Source organism: Salinicola rhizosphaerae, from assembly GCF_014652715.1.
In the GTDB taxonomy this organism is placed as follows: Bacteria; Pseudomonadota; Gammaproteobacteria; order Pseudomonadales; family Halomonadaceae; genus Salinicola; species Salinicola rhizosphaerae.
In genome coordinates, this window is record NZ_BMZI01000001.1 from 753,032 (window position 1) to 771,421 (window position 18,390).

General features: G+C 62.6%; 8 protein-coding genes. 6 read left to right on the top strand and 2 right to left on the bottom strand.

What is annotated here, in order from left to right; all coding sequences use genetic code 11:
• Positions 1–138: 138 nt before the first annotated feature.
• Together cysN and cysD are read right to left on the bottom strand one after the other, a co-directional pair.
• Complete coding sequence (gene cysN, locus IE125_RS03320; RefSeq protein ID WP_189443138.1) at positions 139–2,049, bottom strand: sulfate adenylyltransferase subunit CysN; 1,911 nt, start codon at positions 2,047–2,049, stop codon at positions 139–141.
• Positions 2,050–2,149: 100 nt separating this feature from the next.
• Positions 2,150–3,070 carry a sulfate adenylyltransferase subunit CysD gene (cysD, locus tag IE125_RS03325; RefSeq protein ID WP_189443139.1) on the bottom strand — a complete coding sequence of 307 codons (921 nt, stop codon included), beginning with the start codon at positions 3,068–3,070 and terminating at the stop codon, positions 2,150–2,152.
• Positions 3,071–3,815: 745 nt separating this feature from the next.
• Here cysD and IE125_RS03330 point away from each other — a divergent pair.
• From IE125_RS03330 to IE125_RS03355, 6 genes are read left to right on the top strand one after another with little or no spacing between them, the layout of a single operon-like run.
• A complete protein-coding gene (locus tag IE125_RS03330; protein ID WP_189443140.1) occupies positions 3,816–5,861 on the top strand; it encodes a capsule polysaccharide biogenesis protein in 2,046 nt (681 codons plus the stop codon).
• Position 5,862: 1 nt separating this feature from the next.
• Positions 5,863–7,110, top strand: a complete 1,248-nt coding sequence (locus IE125_RS03335) for a capsule polysaccharide biogenesis protein (protein ID WP_229808889.1) — start codon at positions 5,863–5,865, stop codon at positions 7,108–7,110.
• Positions 7,107–7,874 carry an SDR family NAD(P)-dependent oxidoreductase gene (locus tag IE125_RS03340; RefSeq protein WP_189443141.1) on the top strand — a complete coding sequence of 256 codons (768 nt, stop codon included), beginning with the start codon at positions 7,107–7,109 and terminating at the stop codon, positions 7,872–7,874. Before IE125_RS03335 ends, IE125_RS03340 begins: the two co-directional genes overlap by 4 nt.
• Entirely contained in the window at positions 7,874–9,436 is a 1,563-nt protein-coding gene (locus IE125_RS03345) for an LTA synthase family protein (protein ID WP_189443142.1), read from the top strand. The genes IE125_RS03340 and IE125_RS03345 overlap by 1 nt, the downstream gene beginning before the upstream one ends.
• A 39-nt stretch (positions 9,437–9,475) precedes the next feature.
• Positions 9,476–17,011 carry a type I polyketide synthase gene (locus tag IE125_RS03350; protein WP_189443143.1) on the top strand — a complete coding sequence of 2,512 codons (7,536 nt, stop codon included), beginning with the start codon at positions 9,476–9,478 and terminating at the stop codon, positions 17,009–17,011.
• A complete protein-coding gene (locus IE125_RS03355) occupies positions 17,008–18,336 on the top strand; it encodes an aminotransferase class I/II-fold pyridoxal phosphate-dependent enzyme (RefSeq protein ID WP_189443144.1) in 1,329 nt (442 codons plus the stop codon). The genes IE125_RS03350 and IE125_RS03355 overlap by 4 nt, the downstream gene beginning before the upstream one ends.
• The last annotated feature ends 54 nt before the right edge of the window (positions 18,337–18,390 follow it).

Here is an 18,390-nt window from a genome sequence, read left to right on the forward strand (position 1 = left end):
GGGCTTGTCGTTCACCGATCTCTTCATGATTGCTCTCCTGTTCCTGACGTTATCGCCGGGAAGCCTTTCCTGATTGGTGATCCGAATCACGTGTCCAGACACGTTCGATCTCGCACCACCGGTGTCGCCTGGCCTGTCTTAAATGATCTGGTAACGCCGAAGCGAGGCGATCAGCCGCCCCACGGTCTCTTCCAGATCATGGGCCGACGTGTCGATCTCGACTTCGGGACTCTCCGGCGGCTCGTAAGGCGAGCTGATACCGGTGAACTGCTCGATCTGACCCGCCCGGGCCTTGCGATAAAGGCCTTTGGGATCGCGCGATTCACAGACGCTGAGCGGGGTATTGACGAAAACTTCGAGAAACTCGCCCGGCTCGACCATGTCTCGGATCAACTGGCGATCGCGCCGGAACGGGGATATGAACGAGACGAGGGTGACCATGCCGGCATCGACCATGAGCTTGGCGACTTCACCGACGCGGCGAATGTTCTCCTGACGGTCGTCATCACTGAAGCCCAGGTCGCCGCAGAGACCATGACGGACGTTGTCGCCATCGAGCAGGTAGGTGTTGTAGCCCATGCCGAAGAGCTGTCGCTCCAGCGCGTTGGCCACCGTCGACTTGCCGGCACCGGAAAGACCGGTGAACCAGATGATGCTGGGCTTCTGACGGTTGCGCTCGGCCCGCCGGCGCTTGTCGACCGCCATGTCGTGCCACACGATATTGCTCGCGCGCAGCGTGTCGACGACCATGCCCGCTCCGACCGTCAAGTTGCTGAGTTTGTCGATCAGAATGAAATTGCCGGTCTGCGGTGAGTAGCGATAGGCGTCCAGTACCAGCGGTTGAGCCACCTCGATCTGACAGCGCGCAATGCCGTTGAGCGGCAGACGATCGGTGGCGCTGCGCGCCATCGTGTTGACATCCACCTGATAGACGATTCGCACCACGCGACCCGGCACGACCTTGGTGCCGGCCTTGAACTCGTACTCGTGACCGACGGAGAGCGGCTTGTCGTGCATCCATACGATGTCTGCGGTAAAAGCCGTGCAGGATTCGAGATCGCTGGCGGCCGCCACCAGCATGTCTCCCCGGGAGATATCGATCTCGTCGGCCAACGTCAGCGTGATCGCCTGACCGGGTAGCGCTCGCTGCAGGTCTCCATCGTTGGTCACGATGCGCGTGATCCGTGACTGCCGATGTGAGGGCTCCACGCGAATCGCCTGGCCGACTTCGGCAACGCCGGCTGCCAACGTGCCGCAGTAGCCGCGGAAGTTGAGATTGGGGCGATTGACATACTGAACCGGAAAGCGCAGCTCTTCGAGACTCGGCGCCCGGGCGATCTCGACCTGTTCGAGCAGCGCCAGAAGCGTGGGCCCCGGGACGGCAGCGCCGCTGTACCACTCCATCTGAGCGCTCGGGTTGACGACGTTATCGCCATCGAGCGCCGACATCGGGAGATAGCGAATATCGGTGGCCCCCAACTGGGCGGCGAACTCGCGGTAGTCAGCGACGATTTCGTCGAAACGCGCCTGTGAATACCCCACCAGATCCATCTTGTTGATGGCGATGACCAGATGACGAATACCGAGCAAGTCGCAGATGAAGCTGTGCCGGCGTGTCTGCACCTGTACACCGTAGCGAGCGTCAATCAGGATTACCGCGAGATCCGCCGTCGACGCGCCGGTTGCCATGTTGCGGGTGTACTGCTCGTGGCCAGGCGTGTCTGCGATGATGAACTTGCGCTTGTCGGTCGAAAAAAATCGGTAGGCCACATCGATGGTGATGCCCTGTTCACGCTCGGACTGGAGGCCATCGACCAGCAAGGCCAGGTCGAGCTTGTCGCCGGTCGTGCCTCGGGACTTGGAGTCACGCGTCACCGCCGCAAGCTGGTCTTCGTAGATCATTTTCGAGTCGTGCAGCAGCCGCCCGATCAGCGTGGACTTGCCGTCGTCCACGCTGCCACAGGTGATGAAGCGAAGAAGCCCCTTCTGCTCGTGCTCTCTCAGATAGGCTTCGATGTTTTCCGAAATCATCGACGATGCGTGTGACACGTTGTTCCCCTCTTGTTCTTGCCGGCTGCCAGGCATCGAAGCGCCCGTCATGTCCTGTCTGGCTCTCTGCTCTGCGCTCACGCCAACTTGTCGGTCGACGCTAGAAGTAGCCTTCCCGTTTTTTCTTCTCCATCGACCCCGCCTGATCCTTGTCGATGGCCCGGCCGGAACGCTCCGACGTGCGCGTCAGCAGCATTTCCTGGATGATCAGCGGTAACGTCGTCGCGCGGGATTCGACGGCCCCCGTCAGCGGGTAACAGCCCAACGTGCGGAATCGCACCCAGCGATTCATGGGCATCTCCCCCGGCGCGAGTGGCAGACGTTCGTCATCGACCATGATCAGCATGCCGTCGCGCTCGACCACCGGGCGCGGCGCCGCGTAATAGAGGGGAACGATGGGAATGGACTCGAGCGTGATGTACTGCCAGATATCGAGTTCGGTCCAGTTCGAGAGCGGGAAGACCCGGATCGACTCACCTCGGTTCACCTTGCCGTTGTAGAGACTCCAGAGCTCGGGGCGCTGATTCTTCGGGTCCCAGCGATGATGCCTATCGCGGAACGAATAGACGCGCTCCTTGGCGCGGGAGGCTTCTTCATCACGCCTGGCGCCGCCGAAGGCTGCGTCGAAGCCGTATTTTTCCAGCGCCTGTTTCAACGCCTGGGTCTTCATGACATCGGTGTACTTGGCACTACCGTGGTCAAAGGGGTTGATGCCGGCGTCACGGCCGGCTTCGTTGATATGCTCGATCAGCTCCATACCTGCCTGAGCGGCGGCACGGTCGCGAAACTCGATCATTTCGCGGAACTTCCACGTCGTGTTGACGTGCATCAGCGGAAAAGGCGGCGGCCCCGGGTAGAACGCCTTGCGCGCGAGGTGAAGCATCACCGAGGAATCCTTGCCGATCGAATAGAGCATGACGGGGTTGCCAAACTCGGCCGCGACTTCCCGGATGATCTGGATCGATTCCGCCTCCAGCTGCTTCAGATGCGTCTGACGCCTGGCGTGCAATTCGTTTGTCATACCCTGCCCCTGATGTCTCGAAACGTCGTCCGTTGCGGTAACCCGATGGATTCATCACCGGACGACCAAGGCGAAAAGTGACCGTCGGTAAAGACTTCGCGCTCACTCGAACTTGTTTTAATCGTCTGCATTAGCGGATGGCTACAGCGCCTTTTTCGACCAATTGGCGACCCGGAGTCAAACAGCAATTTGCGTCGAAGTAATGACGTGTAAGGGCGAGATACCGATTTCAAACGCGAAGCTTGTGACCGAACTAACCAACTCCTCTCATACTTGACCCCCAGAAACTAAAAATATTTTATATGATTGATTTTGAAGGACTTTTAAAGACCGAGATTCGACGAAAAACGGCACCGACCGCCGAGAAAAATTCATCCGGCCCGTTGGCATCCTCGGCGACTCATCTGACGGATTGAGCCTCGCTCATACCCCTTACGCGAAAACTGCGCAGTTAAATAAACCGATATAACGCCGGTGTTAATGAATAATTTAATGTTGCTAAAATTAGCCTTCTCAGCTGAAAACTTTGCTTACATTTGAAGCTTTGATTAGGGTGATAACCGTTCTGCGTAAAGCGGCCTTGCAGTTCGATACACGGGCTTCGCGCTGGACGACGCAGATTGCGTTACACTGCGCGCTTGATCGAACCGGAACGCGTTTGCCGCTGGCACGCGTCCGGGCTCGCGACCCACATTTACCGACGACGGAATCCAGCCGCTTTCGCCCCATGTACAACGATTCGACCATGGCTCCCCGCATCGCCGGCTACCTGTCAAAAGGGCTCGCGCGCTGGAACATCATTCGCTGCCTGCTGCCGGAATATGGCCGCCAGGTACGTCTGAAGCCCGGCAGCCGACGCTCAGTGGATGCCATTCTGGGCTGGGGATTGAAACCGACCTCCGTTCCGGCGCGGCGTCTCGCCGAGAGGCGTGGCCTCCCGTATGTTGCGATCGAAGACGGCTTTCTGCGCTCGCTCGGCCTGGGCGTTCACTACTCCCAGCCGCACAGCCTGGCCGTCGACTTCAGCGGCATCTACTACGACGCCACGCGGCCGTCCGATCTGGAGCAGCTCCTGATCCACGCCAGCTTCGCGCCCGAAGAACTCGCGCGCGCGCGACACGCCATGCAGCGACTGCGTGAACTACGTCTTTCGAAATACAACCACGCCCCCGACAGGCCCCTTCCCGCAGCCGACGGCCAGCGGGTGCTGGTTATCGATCAGACCCGTGATGACGCTTCCATCACCCACGGTCTGGCAGACGAGAGCTCGTTTCAGCGAATGCTGGAGGCGGCTCTTGGCGAGTATCCCGAGGCCGAGATCCTGATCAAGACGCATCCGGACGTCATTGCCGGGCGCAAGCGAGGTTACTTGACCGGCGCTGCCGGCATCGCGGCGGTTGAGCATCCACGCTGCCGCCTGATCAGTGAGGACTTGAATCCCTGGGCGCTGATTGACGCTGCGGACGCCGTCTACGTCGTTACCAGCCAGTTGGGATTCGAGGCGCTCATCGCGAACAAGCCGGTCCACTGCTTCGGCATGCCGTTCTACGCCGGGTGGGGGCTGACTCGAGACGCACAGACCTGCGCTCGGCGTAATGTCTCGCGAACGCTGCCCGAGCTCTTTACCGCGGCCTATCTTCGCTACTGCCGGTACGCCAATCCTTACACCGGCCAACCCTCGACACTGGAAGCGACGATCGACCTGATCGCCGATCAGAAACGACAGCGTGACCGCCTGGCCGGTAACTGGCTGGCCATGGGCTTCTCGAGCTGGAAGCGCGCCTTCATCAAGGACTTTCTCGGCCCAGCTTCGAGCGTGCATTTCATTCAAGAAGACGAATCGCTGGCCGATCATGCAGGAGAGCGGGACAGTCTCGTGGTCTGGGGACAGAAGGTGACCGAGGAGATCAAGGCCTTCTGCCATCGCCACGAGATTCGCCTGTGGCGCATGGAGGATGGCTTTTTGCGCTCGGTCGGTCTCGGCGTCGACCTGATTCGTCCTCTGTCGCTGGCATTCGATTCGCGAGGGCTCTATTACGACGCCAATCACGAAAGTGATCTCGAGCGCCTGCTGAACGCGACGGCGTTCGATGAGCATCAGTTGGCGCGCGCCGGCGCCATCAGGCAGCGCCTGATCGAGCTGAGACTCTCGAAGTACAACGTGAAAGGAAACCGGTTGCCGGATCTCTCGGCCCAGGCCACGGGTTCCCGCCCGATCGTGCTGGTACCCGGCCAGGTCGAGACGGATGCCTCGATTGCCCAGGGCTCACCGGAGATCAAGAGCAATCAGGCGCTGCTGGCTGCGGTTCGCGATAACCGCCCTGATGCCTTCATCGTCTACAAGCCCCATCCGGATGTCGTCAGCGGCGCGCGAGTGGGCCTCATCGACGACGAGGCTCGGGCGTTGTTCGATCTCGAGCTGGTGGATTGCGATATCGTCGATCTCATCGACATCGCCAATGAAATCCATACCATGTGCTCCCTGACCGGGTTCGAGGGGCTGATGCGCGGCGTCGAAGTCCACACCTATGGGCTGCCTTTCTATGCCGGGTGGGGGCTGACACACGATCGCCTGACATGCGACCGGCGTCGCCGCAAGTTGACGGTGGAAGCGCTGATCGCGGGCACGCTGCTCAGCTACCCGACCTACGTCGACCCGACGACCGGCGAGTTCTGTAACGCCGAGACCGCCATCGAGCTGGTCAGTCAGCAGCGCCAATCGGACAAGGGCCCCTCGCTACGCGTTCGCTGCTACCGGCTGTATCGCAATCTGTTTTCTCAAAGGCAATGATGTGAGCAAGAGCGGTAAACATTTCCTGTTGATGCAGGGCGTCTGCTCGCCCTTCTTCAACCGCCTCGGAGAGCAGCTTCGCGATGCCGGTCATGCGGTCACCAAGGTCAACTTCACCGTCGGCGACAGCGCGTACTGGCATCTCGGTGACACCTGCGTCTACCGTGGGCGCGCGGAGCACATTCCCGAGTATCTCTGCCGTGTATGGGAGCGTCGCGGCATCACGGATCAGGTGGTCTTCGGTGACCGCCGCCCGGTTCACCGGCGCGCACTTCTGGCGGCGAGACGACGTGGCATTCGCAACCACGTTTTCGAAGAGGGCTACTTCCGCCCCTACTGGGTCACGCTGGAGCGCGAGGGCGTCAACGCCCATTCGCTGCTGCCAAGGGATCCTGAGTGGTTTCGCGAGGCCGGTCGTCGACTCCCGAGCGCCGGCCGCCCGCAAGCGTTTCCCAATCAGTTCCACGTGCGAGCCCGCCACGATGTCCTCTATCACCTGGCCGGCCTCGCCAATCCGTTTCTGCACCCGCACTATCGCAATCACGCGCTGGTTACGGCCCCGGCGGAGTACGCCGGCTTCCTGTTGCGCAAGGCGCGGATGCCATACCTAGAACGCCGCGACGCCGAGCGCATGTCCATGGTTCTCGGGTCGAAGCGTCCGTTCTATCTACTGCCGTTACAGTTGAAGAGCGACGCCCAGATCCGCTATCACTCCAACTACAAGAACATGCAGGAAGTGATCGGCCAGGTCGCGGCGTCTTTTGCCTACCACGCCCCCAGCGATGCCAGGCTGGTGATCAAGAATCACCCGCTCGACATGGGCCTTGCGCACTACGCACGGCTGATCAAGGTCCTCACGCGGGAGTATGACCTGGGTGACCGGCTGGTCTACCTGGAGGGCGGCAATCTCGAAGCGCTGCTCAGGAAGGCCGCCGGGTTCGTCACCGTCAACAGCACCGCTGGTAACGTGGCCCTCGGTTTCGACTGCCCGACCCATGCCCTGGCCTCGCCGATCTACGACATGGCATCTTTGACGCATCAGGGCAAACTGGACGATTTCTGGCAGAATGCGCCCAAGCCGGACGCCGAGCTGTTTCGCGCCTTCCGGCGTACCGTCGCCCAGACTGTGCAGATCAACGGCGGTTTCTATTGTCGACCCGGGATCGAGCTGGCCTCCGAGAATGCACTGCACACACTGGAGCGTGACCGTTCGCCGCTACAACAACTCATGGATGAGATCGCCTCATGACTCGCATCGTGATAACCGGGGCTACCGGCGCCATTGGCTCGGCGCTGGCGCAGCATTACGCCGCACCGGGCCAACATCTGACCCTTCACGGCCGTCAGCAAGACGTACTCGAGCAGGTCGCCGGGGCGTGTCGCAACCAGGGCGCCGAGGTTCTGCTCAGCCAGATAGACCTCAATGATGACGCGGTGCTGTTCGGGTGGCTCGAGTCGCTCTGCGAACCTACGCCACCTGATCTGGTCATCGTCAATGCCGGCATGAACATCAATATCGGCGAGAACGGCGAAGGTGAATCCTGGGACGATGCCAGTCGCTTGATCGACATCAATCTGCGTGTGCCCATGGCCATGGGCAATTTCCTCGGCAAGCGCATGCGCGAGGCCGGTAGCGGCCAGCTGGTGTTCATGAGCTCGCTGGCGGCCTACCACGGCTTACCCGTTACGCCCAGCTACAGCGCCAGCAAGGCCGGCGTGAAAGCCTACGGCGAAGCGCTTCGCGGTTGGCTCGCGCCCAGCGGCGTCGGCGTCAGCGTGGTCATGCCGGGCTACGTCAGCTCGAAAATGTGCCACGAGATGCCCGGCCCTAAACCCTTCCTCTGGGAACCCCCGAAAGCCGCCCGACGTATCGCCACCGGCATTGCCCGTAATCAGGCGCGAATCAGCTTTCCGTTTCCGCTCAATTTCGGCTGCTGGTGGCTGGCGGTGCTTCCGGCATCGATTTCGCAGCGCCTGCTCCAATGGCTCGACTACGGCGAGGGGGCGCACTGATGTCGCAGGAAATTCTCGATCCGGGTATCTGGCAACTGACCTGGGCTCTTGTCGCCACCCTGATTATCAGTTCGCTATTCGAACAGCTACTGAAACCCCGACCGCAACCGGTCTGGCAGCGCTCGCCGGCAGTCATCGGAGTTCAGCTAGCGACGATCGTGCTGCATTTCGTTTTCTGGCTGTTGATCGTGCAGCGCCCATGGTTCGCGGTGGTGATTGCAGCATCGCTGCAGATGGTGATCATCCAGGTCAACAACACTAAGTCGACATCGCTGCGCGAGCCCTTCCTCTGCCAGGATTTCGAGTATTTCGTCGATGCCATTCGCCACCCGCGACTGTATATCCCCTTCTTCGGCATTGGCCTGACCGTCGCTGCCAGCACTGCCGGGGTCATCGCCATCGGAATCGGGTTCTGGCTCGAGCCGTCGCTGTACGGTCGTCCGGATGCGCCCTGGACGTTGTTCCTCACGCTGCTGCTCGCGGCGCTCTGCTCGCTTGCGCTCGTGCTGCTGACACGCCGTTTGCCAGCCAGCACGCTGGAACCGAACGACGATCTCGTCGCGATGGGGCTGTACCCCTATCTCTGGGCCTACGGCTTGCTCACGCGTCAGCCGATCGATCGCACCGATAACGACGAGGCATTTGCGCCCCACGCCGAAACACCGGACCCGGCGTCGCTGCCCAATCTGGTCGTGGTGCAGAGCGAGTCGTTCTTCGACCCTCGGGACTGGCAGCCAGGCATTCGCCGCGAGGTGCTTGGCACCTACGACGCGCTGATGGAAGCCGCGACCCACTCGGGCCGCTTCGACGTTCCCGCCTGGGGTGCCAATACCGTACGTACCGAGTGTGCGGTGCTGACCGGGCTGACGCCCGCCCGCCTGGGGGTGCACCGCTTCAATCCCTATCACCAGTTATCGAAGCATTCGGTGAACAATCTCGCCGGCGCGTTGAAAGCGCTCGGCTATCGAACCGTCTGCATTCACCCCTACCCGGCCACGTTCTACCTGCGCGATAGCGTCTATCCACTGCTGGGCTTCGACACCTTCATCGATATCGCCGATTTCGAGCCGAGCGAGCGTGACGGCCAGTACACCGGTGATCTGGCACTCGCCGAGCGGGTCAAGCAACAGCTGGAAACTGCCGATGATAGTCCGGTATTCGTGTTCGTCATCAGCATGGAAAACCACGGGCCGCTGCATCTGGAAACGCCGGACCCATCTGTCGCCGAGCGCTGGCTGGAAGGCGGGGTTACGAAGGGTTGCGAAGACCTGACCGTCTATCTGAGACATCTACACAACACCGATAGTATGCTGGCACGACTCAGGGACTCTCTCACGAGGGGTGAAAGGCCCGGCATGTTGGCGTTTTACGGCGATCATGTGCCGATCATGCCGAAAGTCTACGCGCAGTTTGGTGAGCCGGATGGTTTGACGAACTATTTCATCTGGCAGAGCGAGCCGAATACAGGCGATAACGTGCGCATGACCTTACCAGCCGATAAGCTGGGACTAATAATCTACGACCGAATTATCGACCGCGCCGGCCAGCGTGGTGCGAACTGAGCAAGGCGTAGCCAAGGTGCTACGAAGCAAGGAGTCCCAATGACCAAACGCGTTGCCATCATCGGCGCGGCTCACCGCTTTCCGAGCGCCCCGACATCCGAACGTTTCTGGCAAGCGCTCAAGACCGGCGAAGACCTTGTCACCACGGTCGCTGAAGACCGCTGGGGACTGGAGGCCTATCGCCATCCGGACAAGCAACATCCAGGCACCAGCTACACCTTTGCCGCCGGCAGTATCGGTGACATTGCCGGCTTCGATGCCAGTTTTTTCGGCATTTCCCCGCGGGAAGCGGGTCAGATGGATCCGCAGCAGCGACTCCTGCTCGAGATGACCTGGGAGGCGATGGAAGATGCGGGCGTCCCGCCGGTTTCGCTGCGAGGCAGTCAATGCGGCGTGTTCATCGGCATCGCGAGTCTCGATTACTCCTATCGCATGGCCGACGACATGTCCGCCATCGATACCTCCACCGCGACAGGCAACACCTCGAGCATCGCGTCGAACCGCATCTCGTATCTCTTCGACCTGCACGGCCCCAGCATGTCGCTGGATACGGCCTGCTCGTCCTCGCTCGTCGCCTTTCATCAGGCGTGTCAGTCGATTCGCAGTGGCGAGACCGATATCGCACTGGCCGGCGGTATCAGCCTGCACCTCCATCCGTACGGCTTCATCATCTTTTCCAAGGCGAGCATGCTCTCGCCCACCGGCCGCTGTCAGGTATTCGACGAGTCCGGCGACGGCTACGTTCGCTCCGAAGGGGGCGGCGTCTTCCTGCTCAAGGATTATGACAAGGCAGTCGCGGACGGCGATCGCATCCTCGCCGTGGTCGCCGGTAGCGGAGTCAACACCGATGGCTTCAAGAAAGGGCTGACCGTTCCCAACGCCGATGCCCAGGTCGCGCTGATGACCCAGACGCTCAAGCGCGCCGGCCTGACCCCGGACGATATCGACTATCTCGAAGCGCATGGCACCGGCACCGCGGTCGGCGACCCCCTGGAGACACGGGCCATCGGCGCCGCCATTGGCCAGAAACGACAGCAGCCGCTGCCGATCGGCTCGGTAAAGTCCAACCTCGGTCATCTGGAGACGGCCTCCGGGGTCGCCGGCCTGGCCAAAGCGCTCTATGCCATTCGGGAGCGTGAGGTACCGGCAACGATCGGTATTCGCAAGGTCAATCCGCGAATCGATCTCGAGGGGTGGAATCTCGACATCGTTGACCAGCCGCGCAAGCTCAAGGCCGAAGGCCCCGTGACCATTGGTCTCAACTCTTTCGGTTTCGGTGGTGCCAATGCCCACGTCATCCTGCAGTCGCCGCCGGAGAGCGCCGCAGACGAGACGCCGGCGACCACTCGCCGGCTGCCCCTCTGCCTGAGTGCGCGAAGCCCGGAAGCCCTGCGCGAATTCGCCGCCAGGGTCAGTGACAGTCTGACGGAGGGCGGCGCCTCACTCTACGACACCGCCTACAGTCTGGCTTATCGCCGCGAGGCGCATTCTCACGCGGCCGTGCTTTTCAGTGACAACGCCGCCGACGCCATCACGCGTCTGGACGCTCTTGCAGCAAACGAGAGCGAACCCGGCACGGCAGTTGGGGAGCGTGTCGAAGAGCAGCATGGCCCCGTCTTCGTCTACGACGGCAATGGCTGTCAGTGGCGAGGCATGGGACAGACTCTGCTGCGGCAATCGTCGGTCTTCGCGGCCGCCATCGATGAAGTCGATACGCTGTTCAAGCGTCATGCCGATTTCTCGCTGCGGGAAGAACTGGACGGCAGCAATCAGCACCACGATGACGAGGCCGCCGGCGGCGAAGCGGAAGATCGGCTGGTGCGCACGGAGATCGCCCAGCCGGCCCTGTTTGCGCTGCAGGTCGGCATCACTCGCATGCTGGAAGCGGAAGGGCTCGAACCGGTAGCGGTCACCGGCCATAGCGTCGGCGAGGTCGCGGCTGCGTGGGCGTGTGGCGCACTGACGCTCGCTGATGCGGTCAGCGTCATTTTCTATCGTAGTGCCTGTCAGGGGCGCACGCGTGGCGGCGGCGAGATGACTGCGGTTGGCCTGGGCGCTGACACGATGCAGGGCTGGCTCGATGACGAGCTTCATGGCGACATCGTGATCGCCGGCGTCAACGGTCCCAAGGGCGTGACCCTGGCAGGCCCGGCCGAGGCGCTGTCACGCCTGGAAGCCGCACTGTCGGCCGAACGGATCTTCGCCAAGCGCCTGCCGCTCGACTATGCCTTTCATAGTCCGGCCATGGATTCGATTCACCAGGACGTGCTCGTCGCTCTCGCCGGCCTGAAGCCAACGCAGGGCAGGATTCCGTTCTATTCGACCGTCGCCGGCAAGGTCGTCGATGGTACGACTCTCGACGCCGAGTACTGGTGGCTCAACATTCGAGAGCCCGTGCAGTTTGCGTCGGCCGTCGATGACCTGATCGCCAGCGGCGCCAGAAGCTTCGTCGAGATCGGCGCGCAGCCCATCCTTCGTCGTTATCTGACGGATGCATTCAGCGCGCATTCGATTCACGCCAGCGCCATCCCGACGGTGGCCCGTGACAGCGACGACGCCAGCGCGATCGAGACCAGCGTCGCCTCGCTGCTGGTCAGCGGCGCCAGTTCGCCCCGAACCTGGTTCCCGGTCATCGGACGTTTTACCGACCTGCCGCACTACCCCTGGCAGCGGGAACGCCACTGGGCCAAGCCGACCGGCGACTCGCAGGGATTGATGGCGCGACACTACGAACACCCGCTGCTGGGCTATCGACTCGCGCGACAGGGCATCGCCTGGGAGAGCCAGCTGGATGCCCGGCGTCTGCCCTGGCTCGCCGATCACAGGGTCGGCGATGCCACCGTTTTCCCGGGTGCCGGCTTCGCCGAACTGGCCTTGGCTGCCGCTGCGAGCGTCAAGGGAATGCCGCTGCTGGATATCGAGGCACTCGAGATCCTCAACCCCCTGCTCCTGGACAGTGCTCACGGCAAGAAGCTGCAGGTCGAGTTCGACGAACTCGACGGCAGCCTCTCCATGAAGACGCGGGAACCGGCCAGCACGGATCCCTGGACACTGAACGCGCGCGCACGTGTCGCGGCCCAGACGCGTGGACTGATGCTGACGCGTGCCCCCAGCCCGCTGCCCCAGCGCCCGGCGGACTTCGACCGCGCGCAGCATCTGGCAATGGCAGCGCATGTCGGACTCGATTACGGACCGGGCTTTCAAGCCGTCAGCGAAATCTGGGTGGAACAGGATCGCGCTATCGGGCGTATCGAACTGCCCGCCGAAATCAGTGACGGACAGCGGGAGTGCCTGTTGGCTCCCGGTCTGCTGGACAGCGCTTTTCAGCTGTTCATCCCGCTACTCGCGGAAGAGCTGGCAGCCGAAGATGGGCTCGCCTTCGTGCCTGTCAGGCTTGATCGGCTGCAGCTGCAGATCGATGCCGATGTACCCGCCTGGATGGAGGTTCGGCTCGTCAGTCGAGCGCCCCACTCACTTTGCGCCGAAGTGGCACTGTTCGATGCCGACGGCAATGCCGTGGCTGTCGTTGAAGGCGCGCGATTCAAGGCGGCGCGCCTGCGCCACGCCAGTCAGCATCGCCTGAGCTACCTGCAGCACCGCCTGGTCCCGGCCCCGAGAGAAGCGGCCGAGCTTCCGCTTGACGATACGACGGCGGCATTTGCCCTCACGCAGCTCTGCGATCACTATCGGGCCGGGACCGCCAGTCGCTACGCCGAAGAGATCGAGCCGCTGCTGGAGACGCTGGTCAGCGCTTTCCTCGACGAAGCGCTTCGGGTTCATGCCGATGCCGACGGCCAGCTGCTGCAGGGTCGCTTCGATGCCGGCGGAAGCGTTGTCCGACAACGCCGCCATGACCTCATCGCGCTGGCGATGGTTGCCGGTGTCCTCGAAGAGACGCCGGCAGGCTGGCAGCTCCGCGCAGCGCCAGACATCGACTCGGCGACCATCTGGAATCTGCTGATTCGCGACTACCCGGACTACGCTGCGTTGACACACAGTATCGGGCGGTTGGGGCTGCATCTGAACGAGTGGCTGGAGGATCGCCTCGATACCGAATCGCTCGGGCTGGAACCCGCACGCCTGACTCAGCTTTTTCAGGCCGCTATCGGCGAGCGCGGCTGGCACGCACTGGCCGACACATGGCAAGAACAGTACGGCATGTCGCTCGAGCTGTTGCCGCCGCATCAGCGACTGATCGTACTGGAGGCATCGGCCGCAGGACCGCAGCTGGGTCGACGCCTGATGAACGGTCTCCCGGGCGATCGCGCAGCCTTCCGTTTTCTACCGATGCGCCACGCAGCGCTGCATGATGCCGAGCCGCTGGCTGAAGCCGACGCGCGTGTCGAGCTGCTGACGCTGGATGCCGTTCCGCCGGCACTCGGTGCCAACGTGGCGCTGGTGATGCTGGACGGTACCCAGGACGAAGTGAATATCGCGCTGGAGCGCCTGCCCGCGCAGCTGGCGACGGACGCCCAGCTTGCCTTGCTGTCGCTCGACGATAACGACTGGCAGACCTTTCTCGGGCTGGCCATGGCGCCGGGCGAGCGTACGGCAACACTCGCCGGAACTCGACAGCAGCTCCAGCGACTTGGCTACCGGCAGGTGGAAGTGCACGGGCTGGAGAGCGAACGCGGCGGCGTGCGGCTGATTACCGCCCAGGCACCGCTGGATTCTGCCCGCCCCGAACCGCGGCAGGACGCTGGCGACGAGGCAGTACCGCATTGGATGATCGTCAGCGATGAGACCAGCCATTGGCTGGCGCGGCCGCTGGCCGAACGTCTGGTGTCGCTGGGTCACGCCATCGACCAGGTCGAGGAGAGTGCTACCAACCCCGCTACCCTGCTGGCCAATGCCGAAGCAGCGCCCACCGGCGTACTGGATCTCCGCGGGCTGGCAGCTCAGGCGGAGAAGCGCTGCGTGTTCGCCACCGAGTGGCTTCAGGCGCTGGAAAGCCGATCCTCCGACGCGAGTCTATGGCTGCTCACGCTCGGTGTGGGATCCTCGCTCGATGACGCCCAAACGACCGTCCGCGTCGACGAATCTGATGGCGCTGCCACCCAGACCGAGGACTCGGCGCTGTGGGGCTTCGGTCGCTCGTTGCAGAACGAAGCGGGCAGCCGTGGCGTGCGTCTCATCGACCTGCCTGCTTCCAGTGCTCGTACCCTGAGCGGCGAGCTTCTGGCTGCCCTGCTCCTGGAGCTCGTTGCCCCGGACGCAGAAACCGAAATCGTGCTGGACGGCGACGGCGAACGCTGGGTTCCCAGGCTCTCACTCGCGCCCGGGCCGGACCAGACAGACGCGAGCGAGCCAGCCGGAGACGACACCCGAGCCGTCAGCCTCGGTTTCGAACTCCCCGGCCAGCTCAGGCATCTTCGCTGGCAGCCGCATACGCTGGAACCGCTGGCGCCGGGCCAGGTCGAGATCGCGGTCAAGGCCACGGGACTCAACTTCCGCGACGTGATGTACGCGCTCGGCCTGTTATCGGACGAAGCGATCGAGAACGGGTTCGCGGGTCCGACCCTCGGGCTCGAATTCGCGGGCGAAGTCACCCGAACGAGTGACCCGTCCAGCCCCTTCCGACCCGGTGATGCGGTCGTCGGTTTCGGCCCGGCCAGCTTCAGCGATCGGCTGATCGCGGACGCGAATGCATTGGCCGCCATCCCGGCAGAGATCGGCTACGCCGCCGCCGCCACGATCCCGACCACGTTCTTCACCGTCTATTACTCGCTCAAGCATCTAGCGCGGCTGCAAGCCGGTGAACGCCTGTTGATTCACGGTGCGGCGGGCGGCGTCGGCTTGGCGGCCATCCAGATCGGTCGCTGGCTGGGCGCCGAGATCATCGCCACGGTGGGCTCACCAGAGAAGCGCGACTTCCTGAGGTTGATGGGGGTCGAACACATCTACGACTCTCGGAGTGTGACGTTCGCCGAAGAGATCCTTCACGACCTTGGCCAACGCAACGACGGCGCAGGCGGGCGTGCCGGGCGCCACGGGGTCGACGTGGTTCTCAACTCTCTCGCCGGCGAGGCGATCAACCAGAACCTGCGCGTGCTGAACCCGTTCGGCCGTTTCATCGAGCTCGGCAAGCGCGATTTCTACGAAAACACCAAGGTCGGGCTGCGTCCATTCCGCAATAATCTCAGCTACTTCGGCGTGGATTCCGACCAGTTGATGAGCGAGCTGCCCGATCTGACGGCGGAGCTGTTCAAGGAGATGATGGCGCTGTTCGCCGATGGCACGCTCGCGCCACTGCCCTACACGGCGTTCGGTGCTGGCCAGGTGGTGGAGGCGTTCCGCTACATGCAGCAGGCGCGGCAGATCGGTAAGGTCGTCGTCACCTATGAACGCCCACCGACAATGGCGCGACTCCCCGCGGAACTGCCACCGCTGGCGCTGGATGCCAATGGGACTTATCTGGTGACCGGCGGTCTCGGCGGTTTCGGGCTCGCCACCGCAGAGTGGCTGGCAGCCAAGGGCGCGAGGAAACTCGTGCTGATCGGTCGCCGAGGTGCGACAACCGAAGAGGCCGCAGAAGGCATCTCCCGGCTGGAGAAACAGGGCGTCACCGTGGCGGCGCGAGCCTGCGATGTCACTGATCGTGACGCACTCGCGGCAACGCTAGCCGAAGCGAGAGAGCTTCTCGGGCCGATCAAGGGTATCGTTCACGCGGCAACGATCATCGATGACGGCCTGATCCGCAATCTCGATGGTGATCGCGTACGCCGGGCGATGGCACCCAAGCTCGAGGGCGCGCGCCATCTGGATGCGCTGACGAGTGCAGACCCGCTATCGTTTTTCGTTGTCTACTCGTCGGCCACCACGCTTTTCGGCAACCCCGGACAGGCGAGCTACGTGGCTGCGAACCACTGGCTGGAAACGTTCACGGCTCGGCGACGAGCCCGCGGACTGCCTGCCACCGTCGTGCGCTGGGGGGCCATCGAGGATGTCGGCTTCCTCGCCCGCAATACGCAAACCCGCGACAGTCTGCAGGAGCGGCTGGGTGGCCAGGCATTGACGTCTGCAGATGCGTTTGGCGTGCTCGAGCGCATGCTGGTCGCGGATGTCGCGTCGCTGGGCGTCCTCGAGCTCGAGTGGAAAGCCCTGTCGCGGTTTCTGCCCACGGCGGACGCTCCCCGCTATCGCGAGATTGCCAGAACCGCCAAGGATGACGGCACCGAAACCGGGGATGACGATCTCAAGCAGCTGCTCGCGACGCTGTCACCGGAAGCGCTCCACGACACGCTGATCGACGTGCTCGGCAAGGAGCTGGCCAAGATTCTGCTCATCGATGAAGAGAAGATCGATATTCATAAATCTGTCTACGACATGGGATTCGACTCGTTGATGGGCGTCGAGCTGGTGACCGCACTCGAGTCTCGCCTCGGTATCCAGGTGCCAGTCATGGTGCTGAGCGAAGCCGGGACACTGGCTAAGCTCTGCGACTATCTGATGCTCAAACTGGGCGGGGATAGTGTTGACGAGAGCGATGACGACGTGATGAGCGGACTCGCCGCGCAGCACGGCGTCAGCGAGCTGCAGGACAATGCCGATGGCAGCGACGGGGCGAAGTCATGAGCCAGTCCAGAGAGGCACTCAAACAGCGCCTGCTGCAGGAGGCACGGCAACGTCGTCAGCAGCGTCCCGAAGGGGAAACACCGTCGACGTCGCTGCCGGCTGCCGGCAAGGTCGATGAGCGTTTTACCCGATTTGACCGCCACCCTGGTTATCAGCAGTTGAAGCTGATGCGCGAGGGAGGTCAGCGACTGGGCATCCCCGATCCCTTCTTCAAGGTGCATGAGGGAACGGCGGGAGCGACGACGATCATCGGCGGGCGCGAATGCATCAACTTCGCGAGTTACAACTACCTGGGGCTGGCACACCATCCCAAGGTGATACAGGCTGGGATCGAAGCCCTGGAGCGTTACGGTAGCTCGGTCTCCGCAAGTCGCCCGGTATCGGGCGAGCGCCCGATTCATCAGGCGCTCGAAAAAGCCATCGCGGAGACCTACGAGGTCGAAGACGCCGTCGTGTTCGTCAGTGGTCATGCGACCAACGTCTCGACGCTCGGATATCTTCTCGGGCCGAAAGATCTGATTCTGCACGATGAGTACATACACAACAGTACTGTCGTCGGCGCGCAGCTCTCTGGCGCTCGCCGCATGAGTTTTGCGCATAACGACCCGGCTGCGCTCGAGACGTTGCTGGCCCGGCACCGTCATCAATTCGAGCGCGTCGTGATCGTGATCGAAGGACTCTACAGCATGGATGGTGACGCTCCCGACCTGAAGCGCTTCGTCGAGATCAAACAGCGCCATCAGACCTGGCTGATGGTCGACGAGGCTCACTCCTTTGCCGTGATGGGGAAAGAGGGGCTGGGACTGCGCGAGCACTGTGGTGTACCGGCGCAGGACGTTGATATCTGGATGGGCACGCTGTCGAAGACGATGTCCGGTTGCGGCGGCTACATTGCTGGCTGCCAGGCGTTGATTGAGATGCTGAGATACTTCGCCCCTGGCTTTCTCTACAGCGTCGGCATGCCGGCCCAGGTCGCAGCGCCCTCTCTCGCGGCCTTGGCGGTGATGAAGGAAGAGCCCGAACGCCTGGAACGTCTACACGACATCTCGCGTTACTTTCTCGAGCAGGCCAAGCTCAGGGACTTTGATGTCGGCGAGAGTATCGGCGTTGCCGTGGTCCCCGTCATCGTGGGTAGCTCGGTGCTCGCGGCGGGGTTGTCCGACGCGCTTCTCAAGCACGACATCAACGTCCAGCCGATCCTGCATCCAGCGGTTCCGGAGAAAAGCGCGCGGCTGCGCTTCTTCCTCAACTGCGACCACACTCGGGGACAGATCGACGCGACGCTCGATGCACTCGAGGCCGAGTGGTCGGCTCGCACGAGCTGAACGATACCCCTCTGGCGCTCGTCTCCGTTGGCGGCCCTGCCTCTTTCAGGCAGG

What these genes read in the sequence shown, in the direction of transcription:
- IE125_RS03345 (WP_189443142.1), top strand. Translation starts at nt 7,874, where the DNA reads ATGTCGCAGGAAATTCTCGATCCGGGTATCTGGCAACTGACCTGGGCT.
- IE125_RS03355 (WP_189443144.1), top strand. Translation starts at nt 17,008, where the DNA reads ATGAGCCAGTCCAGAGAGGCACTCAAACAGCGCCTGCTGCAGGAGGCA.
- cysD (WP_189443139.1), bottom strand. Translation starts at nt 3,070, where the DNA reads ATGACAAACGAATTGCACGCCAGGCGTCAGACGCATCTGAAGCAGCTG.
- IE125_RS03330 (WP_189443140.1), top strand. Translation starts at nt 3,816, where the DNA reads ATGGCTCCCCGCATCGCCGGCTACCTGTCAAAAGGGCTCGCGCGCTGG.
- IE125_RS03350 (WP_189443143.1), top strand. Translation starts at nt 9,476, where the DNA reads ATGACCAAACGCGTTGCCATCATCGGCGCGGCTCACCGCTTTCCGAGC.
- IE125_RS03340 (WP_189443141.1), top strand. Translation starts at nt 7,107, where the DNA reads ATGACTCGCATCGTGATAACCGGGGCTACCGGCGCCATTGGCTCGGCG.